We start from the raw sequence: 22,533 nt of genomic DNA, 5'->3' as shown, positions 1-22,533 counted from the left end.
CATCCCGCCGAAACGGGACGGGCCTCCCAGACCATCGTTATGTGCCGCCGTTTCCGCCGGCGCGGCAGATGCTATTGCCCTCACCGCAGATCGCGTCACCGGCACCGTACATTGCGCTGCTGATCTCTCCGCCAAGGAAAACGGCAGCTGCGACGATGCCGGCGCCAACTACGGCGAGGATCAGCGCATATTCGGCGGCCGACGCCCCAGACTCGTCCGCAATGAACGACTTCAGAAAATTCTTCATTTCAAAATACCCCCAATGATCCCGTGCCTCTTCGACGGGACGAGAATGGATTTCTGGGCTCCGGCCTCTATTTCCGGCTGGCCCGCCGCTTGGGTGATTTTTTCGGAAAACCGGTGCGACCCGATGATATCCGGCTTTGCACCAGGCTCCGAAAGGCAGTCCCCCTTGCAAGCCCGCCTAATTTCCCTGCAATTGCAACGACAGTCAATCGGAAATGCAACCCTTTGTAATTTCGTTCCGGAATGGCACTTTTTAAGGAAACGGAATTAACCCCACTTGAAACGCGGCCTCCTATTTGGCTAAGCCAGCAACTTCTAAGCTTTCGGCGCTCTGTGACCTCTGCTGTCCGGATACGAAAGCCACGGAAGCGGGCTCGATTCGTTGCAATATGGGAAACCTTGGACAAACTATACGATTTGGAGGGTGGGGCCGGATCCAATGTCACAGGTCGCGTGGTTTCCCACCATACAGGCCATTTTAAACCGTGTGAGCAATCGGCTCGGCGATCGGTCGCGACATGTCGTACGCGCCCTCCAATCCCGCATGGAAATCCTGATTCTGTTCTGGATGCTCCTGTTCGGCGTTGCGGCAGCGCTGCGATTCGCATCATCCGGGGCGCCGAGTCGCGTGGCAACTGATCTCGTTCGGATGCTTTTGCCCTATGGGTTGATTGCCCTTGCCCCGATCGCGGGATACCGGATCGCCATGGCCTCCATTCCCGCCAGCCTGTTGCCGGCACGGCCACGCATCCGCCTCGCCCACTTTGATCGCTGGCGACAGCTTGATCCGCTGGGTGCCCGCGCTCACCCTTCCTTCGGGCCCTACGGTTTCATGGCCTCGCTGCTGGTCGGACTGTTGCTGAACGTCCCGATGCGCAGCGTCGAATTCCTGTTGGCCGTTCCGGCCGTGAACCAGGAAGCGCCCGTTTGGGCCACAACGATATTTCAAATGATGGCGTTCGACGTGTTGGTAATGAACTTTCTATACGCCGCCTGCTTCGTCATGGCGCTGCGTTCAATGCCGCTGTTTCCACGCATGTTGCTCTTCGCTTGGGCAATGGACCTGCTGTTACAGGTTGTGATCGCCTACCGGGTAGCCGCGGCTCCCGACTTGCCCGCGCCGATCGCCCATTCACTGGGCGAATTGCTCGGCGGCAATGTGACCAAAGTGCTGGTCAGCATGTTGGTGTGGATACCCTATTTGTTGCTATCCGAGCGCGTCAACGTAACCTACCGCTCGCGAGCCCCGGCAGATTAGAGGAACATCTGATGCGTCGACTGGCAACTTCATTCCGCTCCGGCCTCACCGAAGACCGCGCCATATTGGTTGGAGCTCTACTCGTGTGGATCCTGTTCTTGGCTGTTCTAGCGACGAAAGGAGTCAACGGCTTCCGAGCAAACAGCTTCCTCTCCAACTTTATTGCCTATCTCTCGGCCTTGCTGTTCGTCCTCGTCCCTATGATCGGGGCGCGCCTTTGGCGACACCGCCCCGAAAGTCCGCTCGCCTTTCTCGGCGACCTTTTCATTGCCGGCGGTCTCGGTGACAGGCTCGCGCGCGGCGCCCCGATGCTGATCGCGCTCACCCTGTTCCTTCCGGCCTTCTCAGCCATGAAAAGCGCCATTCCGCTCTTCAGCTCCTATGTTTGGGACGATACTTGGATAGCGCTAGACCGCGCGCTGCACGGTACCGATCCCTGGCGCCTGCTGCAGCCCCTATTGGGCTATCCATTAATCAGTTCAGTGCTGTCGATACTCTATCACCTGTGGATTTTACCGATCTATGCGGGTGGCGTTTGGTTCTGCTTTTTTGTCGACAATCGCGAACTTCGTAGCCGCTACCTTTTCGCCTATTTCGCGTGCTGGACCTTGATCGGTGTTGTCATGGCTACCGCCCTGGCCTCGGTCGGCCCCTGCTTCCTCGCGCCCATTTTGGGTGACACCCGATTCGCGGAACAGATGGAATATCTGCGTCAAGCCGACACCCACTTCCCCATCATGGTGTTAGATGTGCAGGAGCAGCTCGTCGCATGGCATCAGTCGGGTAGCGCGGGGCTAGGGCGCGGCATCACGGCGATGCCTTCAATGCACGTATCGCTTGCCTTCCTGTTCTTTCTCGCCATGCAGCAGGTGTCGAGGCGGGCAGGCATGTTTTTCGGAGCCTTCTTCTTCGCGATCTTAATCGGATCGATCCATCTCGGCTACCATTACGCTGTCGACGGATATGTATCCATCGCAGTCACATGGCTGATTTGGGCGTTGGCTGGCCAGTATGTTCGGCGCCGGGACGAGGCCGAACCCGAAATCGCGTCGGCGATGGCCTAGAGGCCTGGCGCGCGGCGCAGCAGCTTTCGGGCGAGAAAAATCGGCACTAGCACCGACAGCGCGATCCCGCCCAGCGAGCAGAAGGCGAGCCAGATCGCCATCCAAGTGCCCCCTGCTTCATAAAGCGCATAGAGCACCGGAACGGCAAGGATCATCCCGCGAACCTCGTTCACCACCAGCAGCACGGCGCCGCCCTTCAGAACAAGGCTGATGAGAAAGGAAAGTGTTTCGCTCATGGGGTTGGTATGCCGGAATCAGGTTAGAATTTGATAAACGCGGAAAAAAACACACGCGTTCCGCCAGTTGACCCCCGAACCGCACCGGATTGGATGAACCGAAAGGCACGCGCGGCGAGTGCGCCGAAAAGCCAGCGCTCAATATTTGCAAGTTTACCCGCGGTTGCTTTTCGCCGATATTGCCCGCCTCCAGGGAGGGGGGCGTTGCCGGAACAAGAAAGGGATATCGGAGCTATCGCGTTTCAGGTCGCGCTCGGAGCAGCAGTCGCGGCCTTACTCTGTGCTGCCTATGTGACGCTGGAGCCCGAAACCCTCCTCGCAAAGGGGGCCTCGCGTTCGCCCGTCAGCGTCGCGCTACCTCCCCCTACGCCCTTCACTGGCGAAGAAGAGGCGCAGTTGTCCCGGGAAGGTGACATGCAGCCCTCCGATGCCAGCCTTGCTCTTGTGTCGATCGACGATCAGGCGAACGTGAGAACCGAGGCGAGTGCCCGGCCATCCGACCCGCTTCCCTCGAACCTCCTCGGCGTCAAATTCGATCTCTCCGATCCCTATGCATGGACCGAAGAAGGCGGCTCCGCGATCGAAATCCGCAAATCGCTGCGCGTCAACGGAGTCGATGTTGGCTCGGCCGCGATCCAGGTCGGCGAGGATTCAACGCTCTCCATCGCGCGCGACAAGCTGAAGGAAGCGCTTGCGCGGCACGGCCGCGGCGACATCGCCGAAGAACTTGGCAAATCGCGTTCCGGCGGCTTTGTCAGCTTCGACGAGATCCGCCGCCGCGGCGTCGAGGTCCGCTATGATGCGCCCTCTGACCGCGTCGTGCTGACGATCTGACGGCCGAATAAAATTCGCCCCTCGTCGGCGAGCGCTTTCGGGCGTCCTTGACCGCGAACGCCCCTCGATCTTGCAATCGGTAGCGTCCGATAACCGGGTCGTCCGTTCGATTGGCCTGCGTTGCATCTTTACCGATAATTTACGGATTAGACGCCAGATTCCGTTACCCTTTGGAGGAACGGCTATGGCAATTGGTGCAAGACTCGAAACGCGCGATTCGGCGGACCTTCGCGGTGCGCCGCGGCGCCTGTTGCATCTGGAAGTTACCGCCGCCAAGCCGAGCGGACAGTCGGTTCAGGCGCTCGTTCACAACATCTCCGAAACCGGTCTCCTCCTTGAGACAAGCACAAATCTCGAAATCGGCGACGAAGTCACGATCCTCCTGCCGCGCAAGGCGGAGACCACTGCGCTCGTCATATGGGCGAGCGATGGCCTCTATGGCTGCAAGTTCGCCGAGCCGCTCTCCCGCGCGGTGCTCAGCGCAGCGCAATTGCAAAGTGCACCAAGGCCCACAGGAGAGTTCTCTCGCCTGCTTTCGCGCGCCGACGACGCCGAAGAGGTGCCGGCACCAGTCACGACCGCCGAACCCTTCGGCGCGCGCCTTCGGCGGCTGCGTCTCGCGCGCAATTTCACCCTCACCGGTCTCGCCAAGGCCGTCGGCGTCAGCAAGCCGACGATGTGGAAATGGGAAAATGGCGACGTCCATCCGCGCCAGAAGTCACTGGAATTGCTGCGCGCGGCTCTCGATGTGTCGGAACGCGAGTTGCTCACGGGAGAGCTCGAGACGCCAGAACACAGCGCCGCCGATGCGCTCCCGCCCTCGCCCCGCTTGCTGCTTGCCGAGGGCATCAAGGAGTGCAAGGAGCGCATCGCCGAGCTCGCCGGCACAAATGCCGAGAATGTGACGATCACGCTGCGCTATTAGGCGCGTCAGCTCACAAAAAGGTAACCGGCTGGCCCTTTCACCGCGATCCGTTTGAGACCCTATAGCTGAATGGTTATCGCGATATTGTCGGTCGCAGTCCCGGCCGCATCTGCGATCTGCTCCTTGCAGGCGCTGATGATGTCGCTCAATTGCTGCGGCATGTCATTGGAAGCCCTTGAAGCGACCTCCCGGCGTTCCTGGCCGAAGATGAGCTCCCTTTCGGTCACGCCGAGAATAGAGGCCGCAGCTTCGATCGACCTTTGACGCGGCCGAACCACGCCTTGCTCCCACTTCCAGACGGTCGGCTTGCTCACGCCGACGAGCCGTGCGAAGGAGACGAGGCCCAGATTGCGCCGCTCGCGCAAATGCCTCAATCTCGCGCCAAAGGCGACCTGGTGAGGAAAGGGGTCGCCAGTCGTGTCAGTTTGGTACTTACTGCGCATGGTCGCTTGCCTCCGTGTACGGCCCTGTTTTAACATGCGTGCAACAACTTAACCTGATCGTCTCATCAGGTTTCGCAAAATGCAGCCTGTTAACCGGGGTGCCGATCGGTTTCGCGCATGCGGACACCGCCTTATTTTGGGGATTTGGCCGGTGCCAGAGGGGAACAATCAGCTATTCCGTTTTCGGTCCGAATTCCGTCTAGGCTATGGGTCCTGGATCGCGGTGCTGACAACATATGCCTTCGGAGCGGTGATCCTCGTCGCACTCGTTCAATTCTTGATTCATCTTGAGCATTACCGGAACGAGACTGAGCGTGTGGCTCTCTACACACAGGATTCCGCCGCACTCAATCAACTGCTGCACGAACTCGACAGCCCGCTCACCCGGGACGAAATGGGCAAAACCATATCGCGTTTTGAAACGCGCTACATCGGCGACCAGACGGATCGTCCGGCTACCGAATTCAAGGAGGCCTATCTCGCCGGGAAGCCGCAAGCGCGGATAATCGAGCTTGCAAAGGCCAGATCCGCGAGCCACACCGCCGCTGCCAATATGGCGAAGCAGCGGCTCGAGCGATCGGATCTTTCGGTCAAGGCCTATGCCGCCCTGCTCGGCATCTCGGTCATTCTTTGCGTGTTCGGCGGCGGCTGGCTGTTTCTCCGGCGGTCGCGGCACCTGGAACATTTGCTTGAGCAGAGGGCAGCGGAACTCGACGATGTCGATGCCTCAAGGCGATTATTCTTCGCGAAAGCCAGCCACGAACTGCGCACGCCAGTGACCGCCATCAGGGGCGAGGCCGAAATTGCGCTGGAGGATGCCGAAGATCTCGAAGCGGTCCGCGAGGCCCTCGGCCACATCAATGCAACCGCGAAGTTCCTGAACCACCGAATCGAAGAGATGATCGGCATTGCGCGCGCATCGGACGGCAAACTGCACCTCGACGCCGCACGCCTTGACCTGCGCACCATCGTGGAAGGCGCTATCGAGGATGCCCGCATCTTCGCGGCATCGGTAGCCGTTTCGGTCGAGAAGACCGTGCCTGGCCGGCCGGTCGCGGTTGTCGGTGACGCCGTCTGGCTGAAAAGAGCCTTGCTCGCGGTGATCGAGAATGCTCTCAAATTTTCCCCGATGGATGGCAAGGTGACGGTTCGCCTTGAGGTCAAGAATGGCATGGGAGAGATCACGGTGACCGACAATGGTCCCGGCGTGATGCCCGAGGAGTTGCCGCTTCTGTTCGATGCCTATTACCAGACTGACGCAGGCAAGGCGCGCGGCGGGAGCGGTCTTGGCCTCGCGATGACGCGCTGGGTCGCTGAACAACATGGCGGCCGCGCGTTCGCCCGCAACATCGGATCCTGGCGCCGGCCCGATGGCTGCGCCGTCACGATCGCCATCAAGCTGGAGCAGTCTTAATGAACGTCCTCTTGGTCGAAGACGATGTCGGCATCGGTCGTTTCATCAGCCACGGCCTCAGAGCTCGCGGTCTCACCGTGCATTGGGAACGCGTCGGGCGGCAGGTTCAAAAGCTCGCGGCTTCGGGCCGCTTTAACGCCATCATTCTCGATCTGCTCTTGCCCGACAGCGACGGGCTCGATCTTTGCCGCGCCATCCGCAAGGCAGAACTCGGTATCCCCATCCTTGTTCTCACCGCGCGGACGGGCCTTGACGACCGGCTCGACGGCTTCTCCGCGGGAGCCGACGACTATCTGGGGAAACCCTTTGCCTTTCTCGAGCTTGTCGCCCGGGTAAAAGCCCTTTTGGCGCGCGACAAATTGCGCAAGCCCGACCCGATAGTGATGGGTCCGCTGCGTATCGATGCGAGCACCAATGTCGCAACATGGGAAGGCAAGCCCATCGAGATGGCAGGGCGCAGCTTTGCCATGCTCATGGCACTTGCCCAGGCGCGCGGCGACGTCATCAGCCGCGATGATCTGCTCGACGAGATCTGGGGAGACGCCATCGTCACCGACAATGCGCTCGACGCGTGCGCGAGTGCGCTTCGCCGAAGCCTCTCAGCTGTCACCGATCGGCTGGTCGTTGCGGCAAAGCGGGGCGAAGGATTTTCGTTACAGCTTCTCGACTCTGAGGAGCCAACGCCGTCGAATTAGCGAGAATATAGCCGGCGCGCTTCGCGCTCGTCTCCGCGTCAAAGCGAATCGCAGGCGCGCCTCGAGGCTGGGCGCGGCTTTGGATAGGATCGCCCCTGCCGTCGGCCGTTCAGTGGAACTTGATCAGAGGAAGCGCCGCCCGCTTTCCACGAAAACCGAAAACACGCGCCGAGCCGCGTCAATCGCCTCGGTGCGCCGCTCGGGCGTGCCGAGATCCTGGTCGAGCCGGGCGAGGAAGGAGCGCCATGATACCGAGGGCTTTCCGGCGAGAAAGGCCGCCGGGAAATTCGCATGTACGGAGCGCTTCAGAAGCTTGGCCCCCAGGCGAGATCCTTCAAGGACATATAGGGCGCCGAGCATCGCGGGCGCACTCGTCATGGCGGGCGCTTCTACCAGGGCGGGTTTCTCTATCTCGAGCTCGGCGAGATCGGCGAGAATGAGCGGCCCGCGGACGCGTTCGGGCCAGTCCTCGACGACCCCGGCAACCCCGGCGCGCTCGAGCGATGCTTCGAGAGGCAAGCAGGCCGCAGCCTGGGCGCACAGAAAATTGCCATAAGCGAGGCGATCGCTCAGCCTTGCGGCCGAATAAATCTGATCGACGCGCCGGTGGCATTCGGCGGTTGCCGTGCGGAGCGCCTCATGGGCGAGATTCCCGATCGTCATCAGCCGGCCAGCCGCCGCCGCGCTTCTGCAAGCTGCGTGGACACGCTCGCTTCGCTTGCGGGTTTGCGTACAATCGGCACGGCACTCAGATGATCGGGGATCATGACGCTGTCGCCATAACCCGTCGCGAACACGAAGGGGACACCGAGCGCCACAAGATGATCGGCGACGGCCTCGGACGTTCCTTCCCCGAGATTGAAATCGAGGATCGCGGCGTCTGGCCTGAAGCTCTCCAATGTCTGGGCGGCATGCGCGGCATCGGGCGAAAGCCGGATGTCCTCGGCGCCAAGGCGGCGCAAAAGCGCCTCGGTGTCGAGCGCGACCAGAGCCTGATCCTCGACGAGCAGGATCGACATCCCCGAAAGATGCTCGATCTCGGGCTCCTCGGCCGCCGCCTCGCCTTCGGCTTCGCTCGCGCCGACAAGCGAGACATGCTTGGCAGGAATGACGAGCCTCGCTGTCATCCCGCTCGGCGGATAAGCGATGTCGGCGCGTCCGCCCAGATCATAGACCATCGTGGTCTGGATCAGTTTCGACCCGAAGCCCTCACGCGTCGGCGGCGTCACCGCCGGCCCCCCGGTCTCGGTCCAGCGCAGCTCGCATCCCCCGGCTTTGCTGAACGACCAGCTGATGTCGAGCCGCCCTTCGGGTACCGACAGCGATCCATATTTGGCGGCGTTGGTCATCAACTCGTGGATCACGAGCGCGAGAACTCCGAAGGCGCGGTCATTGAGGCGTATCTTTTCTCCGCTCGCAGCGACCCGATCCGCATCGGGCCCGTGGCGATGAAGGCCGGCCTCCGCCTCGATGAGCGTCGAAAGGTCGCCGCCCACCGCGGAACTCAGCGACTGATCATGCGCAAAAGCGAGCGCGCGCAGGCGCCCCTCGAGCGATTCCGAATAGTCCGCCACCGTTTCCGCATGCGCGCCCGTTTGCATCGCAATCGACTTGATCACGGTGATGATATTCTTGACGCGGTGATTGAGCTCGTCGTTGAGCATGCGCCGGCGATGCTCGAGCCGCGCCCGTTCCTCGGCACTGATCTCGTTCTGCTTCAGAAATACGTCGCGCAAGTAAGTGCGAACCGTGTCGGCGCCCGAAAGGTCGGTCTCGGTCCAGGGTTTGCACCGACCGCGCACTTCCTCGCGCCAGGTCTCGAAGCTGCCGCGCGGCGTCAGCCGGTCGCCATTGGGCGTCGAGAGACGTTTCAGGGTCGGCTCGCCTGCCCATTCGATCCGGTGCGCTTCCTCGCTGCGAAAGACGATGAGATAATCGCGCGGCGTCGAGGTAAGCGGGATTGCGAGCGCCCCGGCGACCGCTTCCCCGAAACCGTCCAGCCCCGTCGCGTCGCGCAAATCCTGCGTATGCCAAAGGCCGAGCATCGCGGGCTCGGATCGCGCATGATCTTCTTTCTCGCCGGCGAGGAACCGGACGAGCGCCTCTGCATCCGCCTCGGCGGGCGCAAGGCCGCTCGACGCCCACCGGTCTTCCGCCCAGATACCGACGCCGTCGCAGTCGAAAAGGGCCGTAAAACCGTCGAGGTGATCGCGCAGCCCCTCGAGCAATGTCTCGTCGACCGACAGGCCCGAGAGGATCTTGTCGAGCCGCTCGCGCGCAAGGCTCGACGCGACGATATGGGCGCGCCGCTCGGCCACCGAGACCTGAAGCGAGAAATAATGTCCGAAAAGCTCCGCCCCGATGCGTAGCGCGAGCGGCACGATCCGCGGACTGTCGTGATGGCAGGCGATCAAGCCCCACAAGGCGCCGTCGACGAGGATCGAAATCGACATCGAGGCGTGGACGCCCATATTCTGAAGATATTCGCAGTGGATCGGCGAGACCGAGCGCAGCTGCGCGAACGACATGTCGACGGGCTCTTCCCCCGGGGCGACCGCAGGCTCGAGCGGCACCGGTGTATATCCGGAGTCCCCGATCATCCGGATCGTGTTCAGTTCGTAGAGACGGCGCGCCTGAGCGGGGATGTCCGATGCCGGGAAATGCTGACCCATGAAGCTTCGAAGGCCCGGCTTTTTTGCCTCCGCGATCACGCGGCCCGCGCCATTATGAAGAAACTGGTAGATCATGACCCGGTCGTAGCCGAGCATCGTACGAACGAGACGGGCACCGGCGGCCGCGAGGCTTTCAAGCTCGGTCTCGACACCGAGGCGGCGCACCAGGGCATGGGTGAGATCGAGCGCTTCCTTCGAACTTTGCCCGCCGTCGACCGCGGGCTCAAGCTCGATCAGAACCCGCTCCTTGTAACAATGGGCAATGACATCGACGGGATCGCCTGCATGTCCGAGGCGAAGCTCCAGTTCGACGCCTGCGATTTCGCCGCCGCCCGACTTTGCGCACGCATTGCGGATCTGATGGACCGCCTCTTCCCCGAGGATTCTTGTCAGGGGCGTGCCGCGATCGAGAGGGCCGTCATAGCCCGTCAGGGCGCGCGCGTTTTGTGACGCATAAAGCAAGGTGAAGCGGTCGGGATGGACCACGAGCATCGCGCCATGGGGCTGAATACTTCCCGGGATCCGGATCGGTTCCTGGTCGCAATTGGTCAGATCGACCGCACCGAAGTTGACGTCGCTCATAAAGTGGTTTCCGGGCCGCGCCCTCTTGAAATGTTCCGCCGATCGAACCAGCGAATGCTTAGGCTTATAAGGGAAACCACAGATATTGCCGGATAAGAGAGCAGGCAACGCAAACCAGAGGCTAGAGGCAAGTTTTGACCTTTGTCACGAAGGCAGCGACGCGGAGCGCTGAGTGAAAGGAACCGGCGAGCCTTTCACGGCATCGCTGAAATGTTATGTTCACGAGTAACATAGGAGGGGCGCGCTGTCAGTCCATTAGTGGACATAGGCTGCTCTGCGCTCGATCGAGGGGAAATCATGTCGACGCCAACCGAAGAGGATCTCGCGAGCAACGGTCTGCTGGCAACTTTGACCGAGGAGGATCGCAGACGCCTCGCGCCCCACATCCTCGTCTTCGATCTTGAGGCCCCTGCGACCTTGCATGAGGCCGGAGAGGAGGTACTCCACACATGGTTTCCGTGCGGATCGGCGATGGCGGCGTTCTGCGTCAACATCGACGACAGGGCAGCCGTCGAGGTTGCACTTGTCGGGAGCGAAGGCGCGATAGGGGGAATCGTCTCGAACGGCCATGTCCCTGCTTTTGCAACCGCGCAGGTCAGGTTCGCGGGACGTTTTTTGCGGATAAAGACCTCGGCGCTCGAGCAGGCCAAGCTCGATTCGATCAGCCTGCGGCACTGGTTCGCGCGCTACTCGGACTGCCTCCTCGCGCAGCTTTTCCAGACGGCTGCGTGCAATGCGACGCACACGATCATGGAGCGCGCCGCGAAGTGGCTTCTCGCCGCGGCCAGCCGCACGAGGCAGACCGAGATCGAACTCACCCACGAGCAGCTCGCCGAGATGCTGGGGGTCGGGCGCACCTTCGTCACCCGCGTCGTCAGCCGCCTGCGCGACGAAGGGTTGATCACGACGCGCCGCGGGAAGGTGATCATCGAGGATGAAGCTGCGCTGCGCGCGAGGTCATGCAGCTGCGCGACGAGCATTGAAAATCATTTCAGCACGGTGCTCGGCGGTCTTTACCCGAACGCCTCGGCTGCGTGAGACAGCGCGAACCTCGGATACAATTGTTTATTCGGCAGCGCGGTCGGCGCTGCCGAGCGCCGCAATATGATCGCGACAAATCGTCTCGACGAGGCCTTCAAGGACGGCGACGCGCTCGCCGATCCAAGCCAGCTCCTCGGCACTGATTTTGAACGCAGGCGAGTACCTGGCCTGGACGTACGCCAGGCGCAGCAGCTCGAAGCAGCGGCGGCTGAATTTGTCCTCGCGCGGCCAGGCCTCGACGAGCGCGGGCGCGATCTGCTCGCACTGCGAGCGCAGGAAATTGAGGCGGTGGGATTTTGGCGAGTACAGGCAAAGCACGAGCAAGGTGCAATGGTAGAGCCGTTCAGTTGCCTGGTGCATGAGGAACGCGGCATCGCGAAGCACACCATCGTCCATACTTGCATGCGCGAGCTTCAGCGCGTGCGACGCAAGCGGATGCCAGTGGTCAAAATGCTTCTCCGCCTCGATCCGCGCTTCCTCGGGTGGCAGGTTGCGCGGCTGCGCAAACTCGAACCCCTCGGCCTCGTAGAGCGCGATGCCTTGCTGCGCGATATCGACGAAGAAGGGACGACCGCGCTCAAGTTGCGCGTTCACGTCCTTGAGCGAATGGACGATGAAGCTCACCGGCGCGGTCCGCGTCTTCGCGATCGTGACCTCGCGCATCAGGCGATCCTCGGCCGCCGACCAATGCTCGAACTCGGTGAGCCGGTCGTAGTTGACCACGACCAGTATGTCATAGTCAGAGTGATATCCGCCAATCGGATCATCGACCCAGTCGCCGCGCGCATAGCTCCCATAGAGGATGACCTTGAGGATGCGGCCCTTGCGGTTCCAGTCGGCATTGCCGCGCGCATGCGCGGTCTCAAACTCCTCGAACAGGATGCGCACGACCTCGGCAAGCTCGCGCTGTTTGGCTGGCGGGAGATGATCAAGGCCGGTTTGCATGTGCTCCACCCTGAAAGGCGGCGGGCGGGATGGCAAGCCTATCCGGCCCGCCGTGTCTCAAAGCCATGGCCAGACGAGCCAGGGCAAGCGCGCATGGAGGCAGCGCGACCAGATGCCGAGCGCGTGCGCGAAATCGTCGTTGACCAGGTCGAAAGCAATCGCCCGCTTTGCTGGTCCGGCTCGCGCCAAGCATGGCGGCAACTCCTTTCGCAACACGGACTAGCTACTGCGAAACTGTTCGAAAAGGGGCTGGGATGCAAAGCGACGTCCCGAGACAAGGCACAACAAGCGGCAAGTTTGCAGCGCAGGAAGAAACCGGCGCTGGGCGGCGCGGATCAAGAGGCTCCTGTCACCGCTACCGCCTCGCGGGCATAGCGCCGCGGCGAACATCCCATGGTTCGCCAGAAGGCGGTATTTAACGCATGCTCGGAACCATGGATCAACTGCTCGCCCGCCAGCATCATCCGCCAGCGCGTGAGATAGCCGATCGGGGTTTCGAAGAGTCGAAGGCAGCCTGAAGCTAAATTCGACTTAGTCGATCGTCGTCGTCGATGAGAATAAGCTGGGCTGGAAGGTCCGGACCCCATTTCCAGAGTACGAGATTCAGGTCATCGGCTCTCGCTCCGCGCACGAAGCTGGGCACGAGCAAACCGTGGTGACCTTCGGCAATGAGAGTTTCTGCGAAAGCCTGGGTAGGTGCCTTGCCGAGTTTCTTTTCTTGGTCGCGCCAGCTTGGATCCGCAAGACCCGCAGGCGTCATTGCGTAGGCGCCGAGCGCGACTTCATCTCGTCCGTCGAAGACATTTTCGACGTCAGTCAAATAGGAAACGAGCGTGGTTGGTTGCAAGTCGCCGATCTGGTTCGCTTCGCGTAGGGCAGTTATCGCCGAAGTTGCAGTGTAAAGGGCTGGAAGGCCTTTGGCGTTGAAGCGGCCGCCATAGCGTTCTGCGCCCCGACCCGATAGAGGATCGCGCGCATAGACCGGGTTTAAGGCCCGAAAAAGCTTGCCTTGATAGTGCACGGAGGAGATCAGGATCAGGCGTAAACGCCGGCATCGACAGCGTCGATGTATTCGAGCACTTCGTCCGCCCGCCCTTCTCGGACGAGTTGCATGGGTGTCTGGCCTGAGAAGCCCGGCAGGGGCTCAGATCGATACCAGGCGTAAGCCATCAGCTCCGAGCCAAAACGGCCGCGGACTTTGTTGAGTATCTCGACGAGTTCACGCAGTCGGCGCTGGGTTTTGTCCGAGCGCACTCGATCTTTGCGTTGAACAGCGTCGCGGCCAAGGCCAGCTGAACGGGCGACTTCTTCGCTGGTCGTGCGCAATGCTTTGGCGATCTTGCTGGGAGCGAAGAGCCCGCCATCCGCATATTGTGCCAAGCCCATCTGACTTTCCTTTCGCCTCAACTTCTGACGCTATATGGCGTCAGAATATGTGTAATGCAAGAGCGATCATGGCCGGGCGCCGACGGACGCCTCAGGAGAAGACCCGAGAAGAGCTGACGTTCGAACCGCCCCCGACTCAACCAACAGCTCTCGACCGATGCTGCTGAAAAAGTACGCATTTGATAGAAGCGGGCGGCGCCGGCGAGCGTCGGCACACTTCTTTAGGCGCTGACAGCGGCATGGGATGATCTTAGCCATTTTGCGGAGGTTTTGGGCTGCTGCTGAGAAGTGGAACTCGCCGCGGGCGCCGTCGGGGCCACGTAATTGCAACCGGTCGAGCCGGAGAATGCGTCTGAGGCCACCTGGACAGCTATATTGGTCACGCTCGTGGTCAAACACGAAGGCTGAGCGCTCGAGGGTCCCATCGGATCGGGAGGTCTGCCGACACCGGGAAATGCGGTTCGATGTCGCGTTCGTGGTCAAGACTGCCGTCAGCCTTTCCCTGCCCAGCCGCGTTGCGCTTGGCAGGACGATAGGCGGAGCTTGTACCGGATGAGCCCATGCGCGAGGGGGCCGGCATATTCCCCTCGCGAAGGCACCCTCGCGATCTCGGCAATGAGACCTATCCTATAGTATATTCGGCCTGGTCCCTCCATCCAATCGACCGAAAGAGGCCAGTTCCATAGCTTCCGGGGTGTCGTGACTGAAACGGCTCTTTGGAGGATCCAGATATGAAACCGGACACTATTGCAAAGCCTGAGAAAGAGGGCTTCGAGGAACTCGTACCGTCGCGTTATGCGCTGCGGGTCGGCGAGATTGACGTGCTTGTTGTCAGCGACGGCGTGCTGCCATTGCCGACCGAAACGATGGCCACCAATGTGGACCCGGACGTTCGCGCTCAATGGTTCAAGGACATGTTCGTTGGCCCTGACATGTTCGACTGGGCATTGAACGTCCTCGTGCTGCGTAGCGGCGACAAGGTTATTCTGGTCGATGCGGGTCTGGGAGGCCAGTTCCCCGGCTTCCCGCGCGCAGGCCAGTTCCCCAAGCGGCTGAAGGCGGCGGGTATCGATCTCGCGTCGGTCACCGACATCATCATCACCCATATGCACATGGACCATGTCGGCGGTCTCCTCGTCGAGGACGTGAAACGCCGTCTGAATCCGAACGTGCGCATCCATGTCACGGCCACCGAAATCGCCTTCTGGCAGACTCCGGATTTCGAACAGACCGCGATGCCGAACCCTGTCCCCGAGGTCCTCCGTAGGACCGCGACGCAGTTCATCGATGCCTACGCCGACAATATCCTGGCCTTCGACGATGAATGTGAAGTGGCGCCGGGCGTCGTGGCAAAGCTGACGGGCGGACACACGCCGGGGCACTGCGTCGTGCACGTCGCGTCGGAAGGCGAGCGCCTGACTTTTGCCGGAGATGCCCTGTTCCCTGTCGGGTTCGACCACCCTGACTGGCACAACGGCTTTGAGCACGACCCCGAGGAATCGGTCCGTGTACGGGTTCGTCTCTTGGAGGAGGCTGCGGCAAGCGGCGAATATCTTGTCGCCACGCACCTTCCCTTCCCATCGGTTGGCCGCGTTGCCGTCGACGGCGACGCTTTCCGCTGGGTCGCCGCCTTCTGGGATTTCTGATCGCCCACCAAGGCTCACCACAGAGGGCGCGTATCCGCAGAATTGCTCGAACGCGCGCCCTCGACCTCCTCCCTGCAGAACTCGGAAAGGTTCGACATGCACCACATGGCCAGACCAGCACTGCCGTTCGCTACAGGTCGATCAAACCGAGTGGGGAGCCAGCATCCGGGCGAGAAAGTCCGTGAACAATTGCACACGCAGCGGAGCAAGGCGGCCGAAGGCATGCAGCGCCTGGACCGGGACCGGTACAAGCCTGTCTTGCGGAAAGACCTCGACAAGCCGCCCGGACGCCAGGTCGTCGGCGACCGCAAGGCGAAGGAGCTGTGCAACTCCAATGCCGCCGAGCGCCGCGATCCGCATCGCCTGCCCCGAATCCGTATCCATAACCCCCTCGGGAAGCAGGTCGCTGCCGTCCGCAAAGCGGATCGGATAAGCCCGCCCGCCCAGGCGGTAACGGATGTGCGGAAGGCTTGCGAGCGCTTCCCGCGTGACCGGAGGGCCTACGCGCTCGACCCATTCCGGCGCCGCAACGAGAACCAACGGCAGGGTTGCGAGGCGCCGAACCATCCAGTCGACATCCTCGACTTCACCTACCCGCAAAGCCACGTCAAAGCCCTCGCGCACCAGGTCGACATGGCGGTCTGTTATACTGATATCGATTTTCATCTCGGGATGTCGCGGCATGAAGTCGCGGGCGATCCCCTCGACGAGCGCAGGTCCAACGACGCCCGGCAGGCTGATACGGAGGAGGCCGCGCGCGCGATCGGCACCGCTCAACACGTCGCCGGCCTCGGCGAGGGCGCGCAGCAACGGCGCGACGCGCTCATAATAGGCGGCGCCATCGACGGTGAGCACAAGTGCACGGGTCGAGCGAAGGAAAAGCTTCGTTCCAAGCCGCTGTTCGAGCCGCTCGACGCTCTTCGATACTGCCGACGGGGTCGTCCCGGCAATCCGCGCCGCCGCGCTGAAGGACCCCGCCTCCACCGCGCGAACGAAAGCGTGAAGGCTGGTCGACGATTCGCTTCCGCCATTCATTCGATAGTTTTTGGAAAAGATAATGTGCTCATGTCCACACTAATCTTCCGGGAGGGAAAAGCCAAATCCATCTCCGTCTTCAACAAGCAAGGTGGATTATGACAAATATGAAGGGAAAGGTCGCCGTGATCACCGGCGGCAACAGCGGCATCGGGCTTGCGAGCGCCAGGCTCCTTGCCGAACACGGTGCGCAAGTGCTGATCAGCGGGCGGCGCCAGGACGCCCTCGATGAGGCGGTCCGTTCCATCGGCTCTGCCGCGACCGCAATCCGCGGCGATGTCGCCGATCCGGCGCATCACGCCGAGGTCGCCGACTTCGTTCGAGAACGTTTTGGTGGCGCTGACATCTATATGGCGAATGCGGGGGTCAACACGATCACCCCGTCGGCCGAGGTCTCCGAGGCCGAATATGACGAACAGTTCGCCATCAACGCTCGCGGTACCTTTTTCGGGGTCCAGGCGATTGCTCCCGTGCTTCAGGACGGCGGATCGATCATCCTCGTCGGCTCGCTCGCAAGCGAGAAGGTACTCGACGGCCACGCCGTCTATGCCGGCAGCAAGGCTGCGATCGGTGCCTTTGCGCGGAGCTGGGCGCTTGAGTTCAAGGCGCGGCGTATCCGCGTTAACATGCTGAGCCCAGGACCGACCGAGACCGAAATTCTTGGGAAGCTCGGCGTTGCGCCTGAAGATCGCGAGGCTTTTGCCGAGATGATGACGGGCGCGATCCCGCTTGGGCGCCTTGGCCAGCCGATGGAACTTGCCCGCGCTGCCTTGTTCCTCGCTTCCGACGCCAGCAGCTTCGTCACCGGCATCAATCTGCGCGTCGATGGCGGCATGGCGCTGCTTTGAACCCTCATTGGAAAGACTTTGAAATGACCGACACACAAATCGACCCCGCCATCGCCGCGCTGATCCACGACGTCGTCCATGTCGGCAGCGCATATGACATCGAAGGCATGGAAAAGCTTTATACGCCCGACCAGACCTTCCTCGTTCTGGGCGGCGACGGCCAGGTGACCCGGGTGCGGCGCGACGATTCCATCGCCGAATTCCGCGCGCGCCGCGACGCCGGCGAAGAGCCGCTCTCGACCGAGCATCGCGTGCTTCACGTCGAGCAACAGGGCGACCACGCGACGGCAATTCTCTACCGCCGGATGAGCCCCGAGGCGCCGCCGGCGATGTACGAGCTTCGTCTGCGCAAGGATTCCGGCACCTGGATGGTTGCCGGTGAAACGGTGACGCCCTGGCCGGGCGGCATCGAGGGCAACTTTCTGCCTCCACGTCGGAAAGCGGCCTGACCCAGGGCGCGCGCGGCCCGTCCCCCCTCCCCCCGTCCGCGCGCGCCCATTTTTCTCAAAGAGCTAAAAGGAAACAGACCCGTGAAACATCTCGCTCTCCATCTCTCCCTCGGCGCAGCCCTGGCCGCCGGAATCGCAGTGCCGGCTGCCGCACAGACGTTCGAGGGGCCCTATGTCGGCGCGCAGGCCGGCTGGAGTCAGAATAAGCTCGGACCGGTCGATACCGATCTCGGCACCGCCCGCATCGGCGACAAGCGCGATTCCGCAACCGCCGGCATCTTCGTCGGCTACAATATCCAGCCGGCCGCCGGCGTCGTGCTGTCGGCAGAAGGGGCGGTCAATTTCGGTTTCGACGATGGCCTCGCCCGCTCGCAAAAAGATGCGTCCGCCGCAATCAATCCCGAATATGGTTTCGATCTTGGGCTTCGCGCGGGCTATCTCGTTACCGGCAAGACGCTGGTCTACGCGCGCGGCGGCTATGAGAATGTCCGGACGGCCGTGCGCATTCTCGACCTGGAGGGGCCCCGCCGCGGCAAGGATAATCTTGATGGCTGGTCGGTCGGTGGAGGCGTCGAACGTGCCGTAACCGACCGGGTCTCCGCACGCGTGGAATATCGATACAGCGACCTTGGCGGCGGCGGCACAAAATGGGATCGGCATCAGGTCCTGGCAGGCATCGCCTGGCATTTCTGACGCCAGGCCTCGCCCGCATCCGGCGTGAAAAGGCGCAAATCATTGACAGGGCAGGAAAGGATTTTCTTGCCCTGTCAAACGCGGATAAATATACTCCTTGTTATGGCACATTTGACCGCCAGCGTGGAATATGGCCTTCATTGCCTGCTCGGCCTGATCGATGCGGGCGAGGCACCGCGCAGCGCGCGCGACCTCGCGACGTTTCAAGGCGTCTCGCCGACCTTTGCCGCGAAGATTTTCGCAAAGCTCGAAAAGGCGGGAATCGTTATTGCCGCCGAAGGCGTACGTGGCGGCTATCGCCTCGCGCGGTCTCCGGAGACGATCAGCGTACTCGAACTCATTGATGCGATCGAAGGCCGCAAACCGCTGTTCGAATGCCAGGAAATCCGGACCCGCTGTCCGCTCTTCGAGGGAGATGCGCCCGACTGGGCGACGCGGGGCGTCTGCTCGATCCACGCGGTCATGCTCAAGGCGGAAAAAGCGATGCGCGATGCGCTGGCCAGCGAGACGCTCGCCGATATCGGCGCACGGGTCGAACGCAAAGCCCCGAGCGAATTCGGCGCCGACACCCGCGCCTGGTTCGAACGGCGGATCGCCGCGCGTCGGGCCGGACGATCGCAGGTCCAAGCGAGGGATATGCAATGATGACCAGTCACGTCTCCGAGACGAAGGAAGCCCCACTCGTATTCGTCGTCGATGACGACGAGGACGTTCGCACCGCGATCAGCGAGTTGATGTTATCGGTCGGAATCGAAGCCGAATGCTGCGCTTCGACGCGCGACCTCATCGATTCGCCTCTGCTTGATCGCGCCGGCTGCCTCGTCCTCGACGTCCGCATGCCGGGATCGAGCGGGCTCGATCTTCAACAGTATTTTGCCTCGGTCGGCATTTCGAAGCCCATCGTCTTTCTGACCGGGCACGGCGATATCCCCATGTCAGTCCAGGCCATGAAGGCAGGAGCAGTCGATTTTCTGACCAAGCCCGTGCGTGATCAGACGTTGTTGGATGCCGTCACGGCGGGCATCGAACGCGACATTGCCGACCGGGCGAGCGCGCGGATCGTTCAGGAACAGGTCGAGCGCTACGCGACACTTACGCCGCGTGAGGCACAGGTCATGCGCGAAGTCGCACTAGGCCGGCTGAATAAGCAGATCGCCTACGATCTGGGGATTACCGAGATTACCGTAAAGCTGCATCGCAGCAATGTAATGCGCAAGATGCAAGCGGCATCGGTCGGCGAGTTGATTCGTGCCTGGGAAAAATTGCCCGTCGAGGTGCGGGAACCTGCCCCCGCCTAGACTTTGGTATGGTTATAATGGCCAGCAAGCTGCGCGACATTGTCCCTATCGGCCCCCGAGGCCGCTTAATAGAGGATGTCGCCGCTTGCCCCATATGCCGACCATCGCGATCGTGGACGATGATGAGGCTGTCCGAGAAGCCCTCGGCGATCTGCTGATGGTCTCCGGACTCGCCTGCCAATGCTTCGAAAGCGCGCCAGCCTTCCTGACGGCACTCCGGTCCCGCCGCTTCGACTGTCTCGTGACCGATATCCGCATGCCTGAAATGACAGGGATCGAACTCATCGAGAAACTCCATGAGGAGCACGCCCAACTCCCCGTGGTGGTCCTCTCTTCGGTTCTCGATGACGCCACGCGGACGAAAGCGCTGGCACTCGGTGCCAGCGCCTGGCTTGGGAAGCCTGTGACCGACGAACATCTGCTCGATGCGATCGCGACAGCGATGGAAAATTCGGATCCAGGCACGGCGCGATGATCTCCACCTTACGCGATTCGCTCAGGCAGGACGCTGGAATCGCCGAGTTTGCTTCAGAAAGCATCGTCATAATCGATCTGGAGGGATCGATACGCTATTGGAACCCGGCAGCCGAACGCCTCTTCGGTTGGCCGGGACTAGCCGTTGGGGGCGCCCCTGTTGCTGATATTTCCGCAGCGCCCGAGGACGAGGTTCGTGCCTGGTCACAGTTGCTGCAGGAAGGGGTGTGGGAGGGGCAGATCCGCCGCCTGACGCGCGATGGCGAGGTACGCGTCGTTGAGGCGCGGCGGCGTCTGCGACACGACGAAGCGGGGATCCCGTGCGACGTAGTCGAATATGCGCATTTGGCACAAGGCGCGAATGGCGAGGAAATCCCGGACAGATCCGCGCCCGACGTGGCGATGGCCGCCAGTTGGGAAATCGATCTTACATCCGCAGCCGAAATCCTTGACCGGATCCGCTCGCAATCGCGGACCAGCGGGGGAGACGATCGCGGCGATCTCTGCCGCCGGCTTCTCGAGGCGGCGCGGATCGTCGACGTCAATGAGCGAACCGCACGCCTCGTTGGCGGAAATCGTGGTCGCGAGCTGATGAAAGGCCAGTCGGTTGCCTCCTTCTGGCCCGTCGCCAGCCGTGCAATTCTTGCAGAGCTCATCGTGCAGGCATTCCTAGACAGCGAGGGGAAACGCTTCCATCGCTGGCTGGCCTCGGACGGCATCCTGCGCGAGCCGCTCGTTACCATATGGCGGGCGGGGGCCGACCGGCCAGGACATTTGTTCATCACGGTGAATGGAACGGCCGACGACGATCGCTCCTACCTGTTTCTTCGCGCGAGCGAGGCACGCTATCGCAAGCTCGTCCACTATATGCCGGTCGCGCTTTGGCAGGTCGACGCCAGCCATATGGGAAAGATATACGCCGATCTGCGCTCACGCGGCGTTACAGACTTTGGGAAATATCTGGACGATCACCCCGAACTGGTCGGACTCGCCGCATCCAGCGTTCCGGTCACCGACGTCAATCGCAGTGCAATCGAACTCATGGGGGGAAAGGACGCGCAGGACCTCATCGGTCCTGCCGGCTATCTGTTCACCGAGAGTCCGGAATGCCTGCGGCGCGTGATGATAGGCCGATTTAGCGGCGACAGAAATTACAGCGAGCTCATGAAGCTTCGAACGCTCGACGGTCGCGTTCTCGATGTGCGCTTCTCGGTTACCTACCCTGAACCACTCGTTGAACTCGACACCACGATTTTCAGTCTCGAAGATATGACCGAACGGCTGCAGATGGAGACGCAGCTCCGGCAAATCCAGGCCGATTTCAGCCACGCCGCACGCATCGCAACCCTCGGCGAACTGACGAGTTCGATCGCCCATGAGGTCAATCAGCCCCTCGCGGCGATCATGACCAATGCGGAGACGAGCCTACGCTGGCTTGCGCGCGCCGAACCCGATATCGGCAAAGTCCGGCAGCTTACAGCGCGTATCGCGGCCAGCGCGCGGCGCGCGGACAATATCGTCCAGCGCATCCGCAGCATGGCGATCAAGCAATCGCCGGACCCGGTGACGCTCGAACTCAACGAGGTGGTTCGCGAAAGTCTGCTATTCGTCCAAAACGAGATCGAGCAACGCGGCATCCGCGTGACGACAACCTATTCCCGGGACCTCCCGACCGTGGTCGGTGACCGCATCCAGCTTCAGCAGGTTATCGTCAATCTGATCATCAATGCGGTCCACGCCGTCGAAGGGCTGGATGAAACCGAGCGCGAAATTCTGGTGGTGACCGGGGTTGAAGGTGGCAGCGCGACCTTCACCCTGAAGGACAATGGTCCAGGAATCGCGCCCGAGCACCTCGGCCGCATCTTCGACGGCTTCTTCACAACGAAGCCGCAGGGGATGGGCATCGGCCTTGCCATTTGCCAGTCGATCGTCACCGCGCATGGCGGTGCGGTGTCGGCGTCCAATCGCACGGGAGGGGGCGCGCAGTTCCGGGTCACACTACCGCGCGCGCGGTCTTTGACGTGATCGGGCTCACGCAGCGCTTGCTTTTCATTGGAGTTCGGATTGCCGAAGGCTTTCGTTATTACCTGCTCAAGCTACGGCGGCTTTCTCGTGGTTCGCCCATGCGTCTCTATTTGCACGCGGATCCGGGTCATGGGATCGAGCCGCCCCAACCCCGTCAGGAAGCCGGCCTTCGGCGAGCCCCGGACGGCGCAGGGCATCCCGTCACCCAAATCCCGAAACGCGGGTCCGATCCATGGACACTTCAGGCTGAAACGGCGGGCCGCTCGGCGGCCCGCCTTAAAGCTTTCAGCAGATCCATGGTACGTCGGAGGCGCTTCACCTCTC

The 22,533-nt window shown here is 61.8% G+C and carries 25 protein-coding genes and 1 pseudogene; 15 read left to right on the top strand and 11 right to left on the bottom strand.

Going from position 1 to position 22,533, the window contains the following annotated elements:
• Positions 1-37 precede the first annotated feature (37 nt).
• Positions 38-247, bottom strand: coding sequence for a Flp family type IVb pilin (locus tag B5X69_RS16260; RefSeq protein ID WP_079639654.1), 210 nt, complete (start codon positions 245-247; stop codon positions 38-40).
• Between the two features lie 543 nt (positions 248-790).
• Here B5X69_RS16260 and B5X69_RS16255 point away from each other — a divergent pair.
• The gene (locus tag B5X69_RS16255; protein ID WP_079639653.1) at positions 791-1,504 is read left to right on the top strand and encodes a DUF2569 family protein; all 714 of its coding nucleotides are present in this window, start codon (positions 791-793) and stop codon (positions 1,502-1,504) included.
• Between the two features lie 11 nt (positions 1,505-1,515).
• The gene (locus B5X69_RS16250; protein WP_079639652.1) at positions 1,516-2,568 is read left to right on the top strand and encodes a phosphatase PAP2 family protein; all 1,053 of its coding nucleotides are present in this window, start codon (positions 1,516-1,518) and stop codon (positions 2,566-2,568) included.
• Here the strand turns inward: B5X69_RS16250 and B5X69_RS16245 are convergent.
• Positions 2,565-2,804, bottom strand: a complete 240-nt coding sequence (locus B5X69_RS16245) for a hypothetical protein (RefSeq protein WP_079639651.1) — start codon at positions 2,802-2,804, stop codon at positions 2,565-2,567. The two genes, B5X69_RS16250 and B5X69_RS16245, sit on opposite strands and share 4 nt — an antisense overlap.
• Before the next feature lie 204 nt (positions 2,805-3,008).
• On the opposite strand from B5X69_RS16245, the gene B5X69_RS16240 reads away from it, so the two are divergent.
• Together B5X69_RS16240 and B5X69_RS16235 are read left to right on the top strand one after the other, a co-directional pair.
• Positions 3,009-3,638 carry a hypothetical protein gene (locus B5X69_RS16240; protein ID WP_079639650.1) on the top strand — a complete coding sequence of 210 codons (630 nt, stop codon included), beginning with the start codon at positions 3,009-3,011 and terminating at the stop codon, positions 3,636-3,638.
• 184 nt (positions 3,639-3,822) lie between these two features.
• The gene (locus B5X69_RS16235) at positions 3,823-4,563 is read left to right on the top strand and encodes a helix-turn-helix domain-containing protein (protein WP_079639649.1); all 741 of its coding nucleotides are present in this window, start codon (positions 3,823-3,825) and stop codon (positions 4,561-4,563) included.
• A 59-nt stretch (positions 4,564-4,622) separates the two neighbouring features.
• Here the strand turns inward: B5X69_RS16235 and B5X69_RS16230 are convergent, their stop codons facing one another.
• Positions 4,623-5,006: a helix-turn-helix domain-containing protein gene (locus tag B5X69_RS16230; protein WP_281250949.1), complete on the bottom strand. Its 384-nt coding sequence runs from the start codon at positions 5,004-5,006 to the stop codon at positions 4,623-4,625.
• A gap of 223 nt (positions 5,007-5,229) precedes the next feature.
• On the opposite strand from B5X69_RS16230, the gene B5X69_RS16225 reads away from it, so the two are divergent.
• Positions 5,230-6,420 carry a sensor histidine kinase gene (locus B5X69_RS16225; protein ID WP_176141640.1) on the top strand — a complete coding sequence of 397 codons (1,191 nt, stop codon included), beginning with the start codon at positions 5,230-5,232 and terminating at the stop codon, positions 6,418-6,420.
• The gene (locus B5X69_RS16220; RefSeq protein WP_079639646.1) at positions 6,420-7,115 is read left to right on the top strand and encodes a response regulator transcription factor; all 696 of its coding nucleotides are present in this window, start codon (positions 6,420-6,422) and stop codon (positions 7,113-7,115) included. The genes B5X69_RS16225 and B5X69_RS16220 overlap by 1 nt, the downstream gene beginning before the upstream one ends.
• A 123-nt stretch (positions 7,116-7,238) precedes the next feature.
• On the opposite strand, the gene B5X69_RS16215 is transcribed toward B5X69_RS16220, so the two are convergent.
• Both B5X69_RS16215 and B5X69_RS16210 read right to left on the bottom strand, forming a co-directional pair.
• Positions 7,239-7,778 (bottom strand): biliverdin-producing heme oxygenase, encoded by a 540-nt coding sequence (locus B5X69_RS16215; protein ID WP_079639645.1) that lies wholly within the window; start codon positions 7,776-7,778, stop codon positions 7,239-7,241.
• Positions 7,778-10,369, bottom strand: a complete 2,592-nt coding sequence (locus B5X69_RS16210) for an HWE histidine kinase domain-containing protein (protein WP_079639644.1) — start codon at positions 10,367-10,369, stop codon at positions 7,778-7,780. Before B5X69_RS16210 ends, B5X69_RS16215 begins: the two co-directional genes overlap by 1 nt.
• Before the next feature lie 297 nt (positions 10,370-10,666).
• Here B5X69_RS16210 and B5X69_RS16205 point away from each other — a divergent pair, with 297 nt between their 5' ends.
• Positions 10,667-11,407, top strand: coding sequence for a Crp/Fnr family transcriptional regulator (locus B5X69_RS16205; protein WP_079639643.1), 741 nt, complete (start codon positions 10,667-10,669; stop codon positions 11,405-11,407).
• Between the two features lie 27 nt (positions 11,408-11,434).
• On the opposite strand, the gene B5X69_RS16200 is transcribed toward B5X69_RS16205, so the two are convergent.
• The 5 genes and pseudogenes from B5X69_RS16200 to B5X69_RS22075 form a co-directional block, all read right to left on the bottom strand.
• Positions 11,435-12,355 carry a HEPN domain-containing protein gene (locus B5X69_RS16200; RefSeq protein ID WP_079639642.1) on the bottom strand — a complete coding sequence of 307 codons (921 nt, stop codon included), beginning with the start codon at positions 12,353-12,355 and terminating at the stop codon, positions 11,435-11,437.
• A 57-nt stretch (positions 12,356-12,412) separates the two neighbouring features.
• Positions 12,413-12,544, bottom strand: a complete 132-nt coding sequence (locus B5X69_RS22305; protein WP_281250948.1) for a hypothetical protein — start codon at positions 12,542-12,544, stop codon at positions 12,413-12,415.
• A 331-nt stretch (positions 12,545-12,875) separates the two neighbouring features.
• Positions 12,876-13,376 (bottom strand): RES family NAD+ phosphorylase, encoded by a 501-nt coding sequence (locus tag B5X69_RS16190; protein WP_079639640.1) that lies wholly within the window; start codon positions 13,374-13,376, stop codon positions 12,876-12,878.
• Between the two features lie 14 nt (positions 13,377-13,390).
• Positions 13,391-13,741, bottom strand: a complete 351-nt coding sequence (locus B5X69_RS16185) for an MbcA/ParS/Xre antitoxin family protein (RefSeq protein WP_053553497.1) — start codon at positions 13,739-13,741, stop codon at positions 13,391-13,393.
• Positions 13,742-13,981: 240 nt separating this feature from the next.
• Positions 13,982-14,225, bottom strand: a pseudogene (locus B5X69_RS22075) (hypothetical protein); the annotation flags it as partial.
• A 247-nt stretch (positions 14,226-14,472) separates the two neighbouring features.
• Here B5X69_RS22075 and B5X69_RS16175 point away from each other — a divergent pair.
• A complete protein-coding gene (locus B5X69_RS16175) occupies positions 14,473-15,387 on the top strand; it encodes an MBL fold metallo-hydrolase (RefSeq protein ID WP_053553496.1) in 915 nt (304 codons plus the stop codon).
• A gap of 141 nt (positions 15,388-15,528) precedes the next feature.
• Here B5X69_RS16175 and B5X69_RS16170 read toward each other — a convergent pair whose 3' ends face one another.
• Positions 15,529-16,422: a LysR family transcriptional regulator gene (locus B5X69_RS16170; protein WP_079639638.1), complete on the bottom strand. Its 894-nt coding sequence runs from the start codon at positions 16,420-16,422 to the stop codon at positions 15,529-15,531.
• Between the two features lie 98 nt (positions 16,423-16,520).
• Here B5X69_RS16170 and B5X69_RS16165 point away from each other — a divergent pair, with 98 nt between their 5' ends.
• The 7 genes from B5X69_RS16165 (at position 16,521) to B5X69_RS16135 (ending at position 22,209) form a co-directional block, all read left to right on the top strand.
• Positions 16,521-17,270, top strand: a complete 750-nt coding sequence (locus B5X69_RS16165) for an SDR family NAD(P)-dependent oxidoreductase (RefSeq protein WP_079639637.1) — start codon at positions 16,521-16,523, stop codon at positions 17,268-17,270.
• 23 nt (positions 17,271-17,293) lie between these two features.
• Positions 17,294-17,719 (top strand): Cif family virulence factor, encoded by a 426-nt coding sequence (locus B5X69_RS16160; RefSeq protein WP_079639636.1) that lies wholly within the window; start codon positions 17,294-17,296, stop codon positions 17,717-17,719.
• A gap of 81 nt (positions 17,720-17,800) precedes the next feature.
• Positions 17,801-18,412, top strand: a complete 612-nt coding sequence (locus B5X69_RS16155) for an outer membrane protein (RefSeq protein WP_079639635.1) — start codon at positions 17,801-17,803, stop codon at positions 18,410-18,412.
• 102 nt (positions 18,413-18,514) lie between these two features.
• Positions 18,515-19,057 carry an RrF2 family transcriptional regulator gene (locus tag B5X69_RS16150; RefSeq protein WP_079639634.1) on the top strand — a complete coding sequence of 181 codons (543 nt, stop codon included), beginning with the start codon at positions 18,515-18,517 and terminating at the stop codon, positions 19,055-19,057.
• Positions 19,057-19,710: a response regulator transcription factor gene (locus B5X69_RS16145; protein WP_079639666.1), complete on the top strand. Its 654-nt coding sequence runs from the start codon at positions 19,057-19,059 to the stop codon at positions 19,708-19,710. Before B5X69_RS16150 ends, B5X69_RS16145 begins: the two co-directional genes overlap by 1 nt.
• Positions 19,711-19,804: 94 nt before the next feature.
• The gene (locus B5X69_RS16140) at positions 19,805-20,185 is read left to right on the top strand and encodes a response regulator transcription factor (protein WP_079639633.1); all 381 of its coding nucleotides are present in this window, start codon (positions 19,805-19,807) and stop codon (positions 20,183-20,185) included.
• The gene (locus B5X69_RS16135) at positions 20,182-22,209 is read left to right on the top strand and encodes an ATP-binding protein (protein ID WP_079639632.1); all 2,028 of its coding nucleotides are present in this window, start codon (positions 20,182-20,184) and stop codon (positions 22,207-22,209) included. The genes B5X69_RS16140 and B5X69_RS16135 overlap by 4 nt, the downstream gene beginning before the upstream one ends.
• Positions 22,210-22,533 lie beyond the last annotated feature (324 nt).

This window comes from Sphingopyxis flava (assembly GCF_900168005.1).
Lineage (GTDB): Bacteria > Pseudomonadota > Alphaproteobacteria > Sphingomonadales > Sphingomonadaceae > Sphingopyxis > Sphingopyxis flava.
The sequence above is the reverse complement of the archived record's forward strand: the minus strand, read 5'-3'. Positions and strand labels throughout refer to the sequence as shown.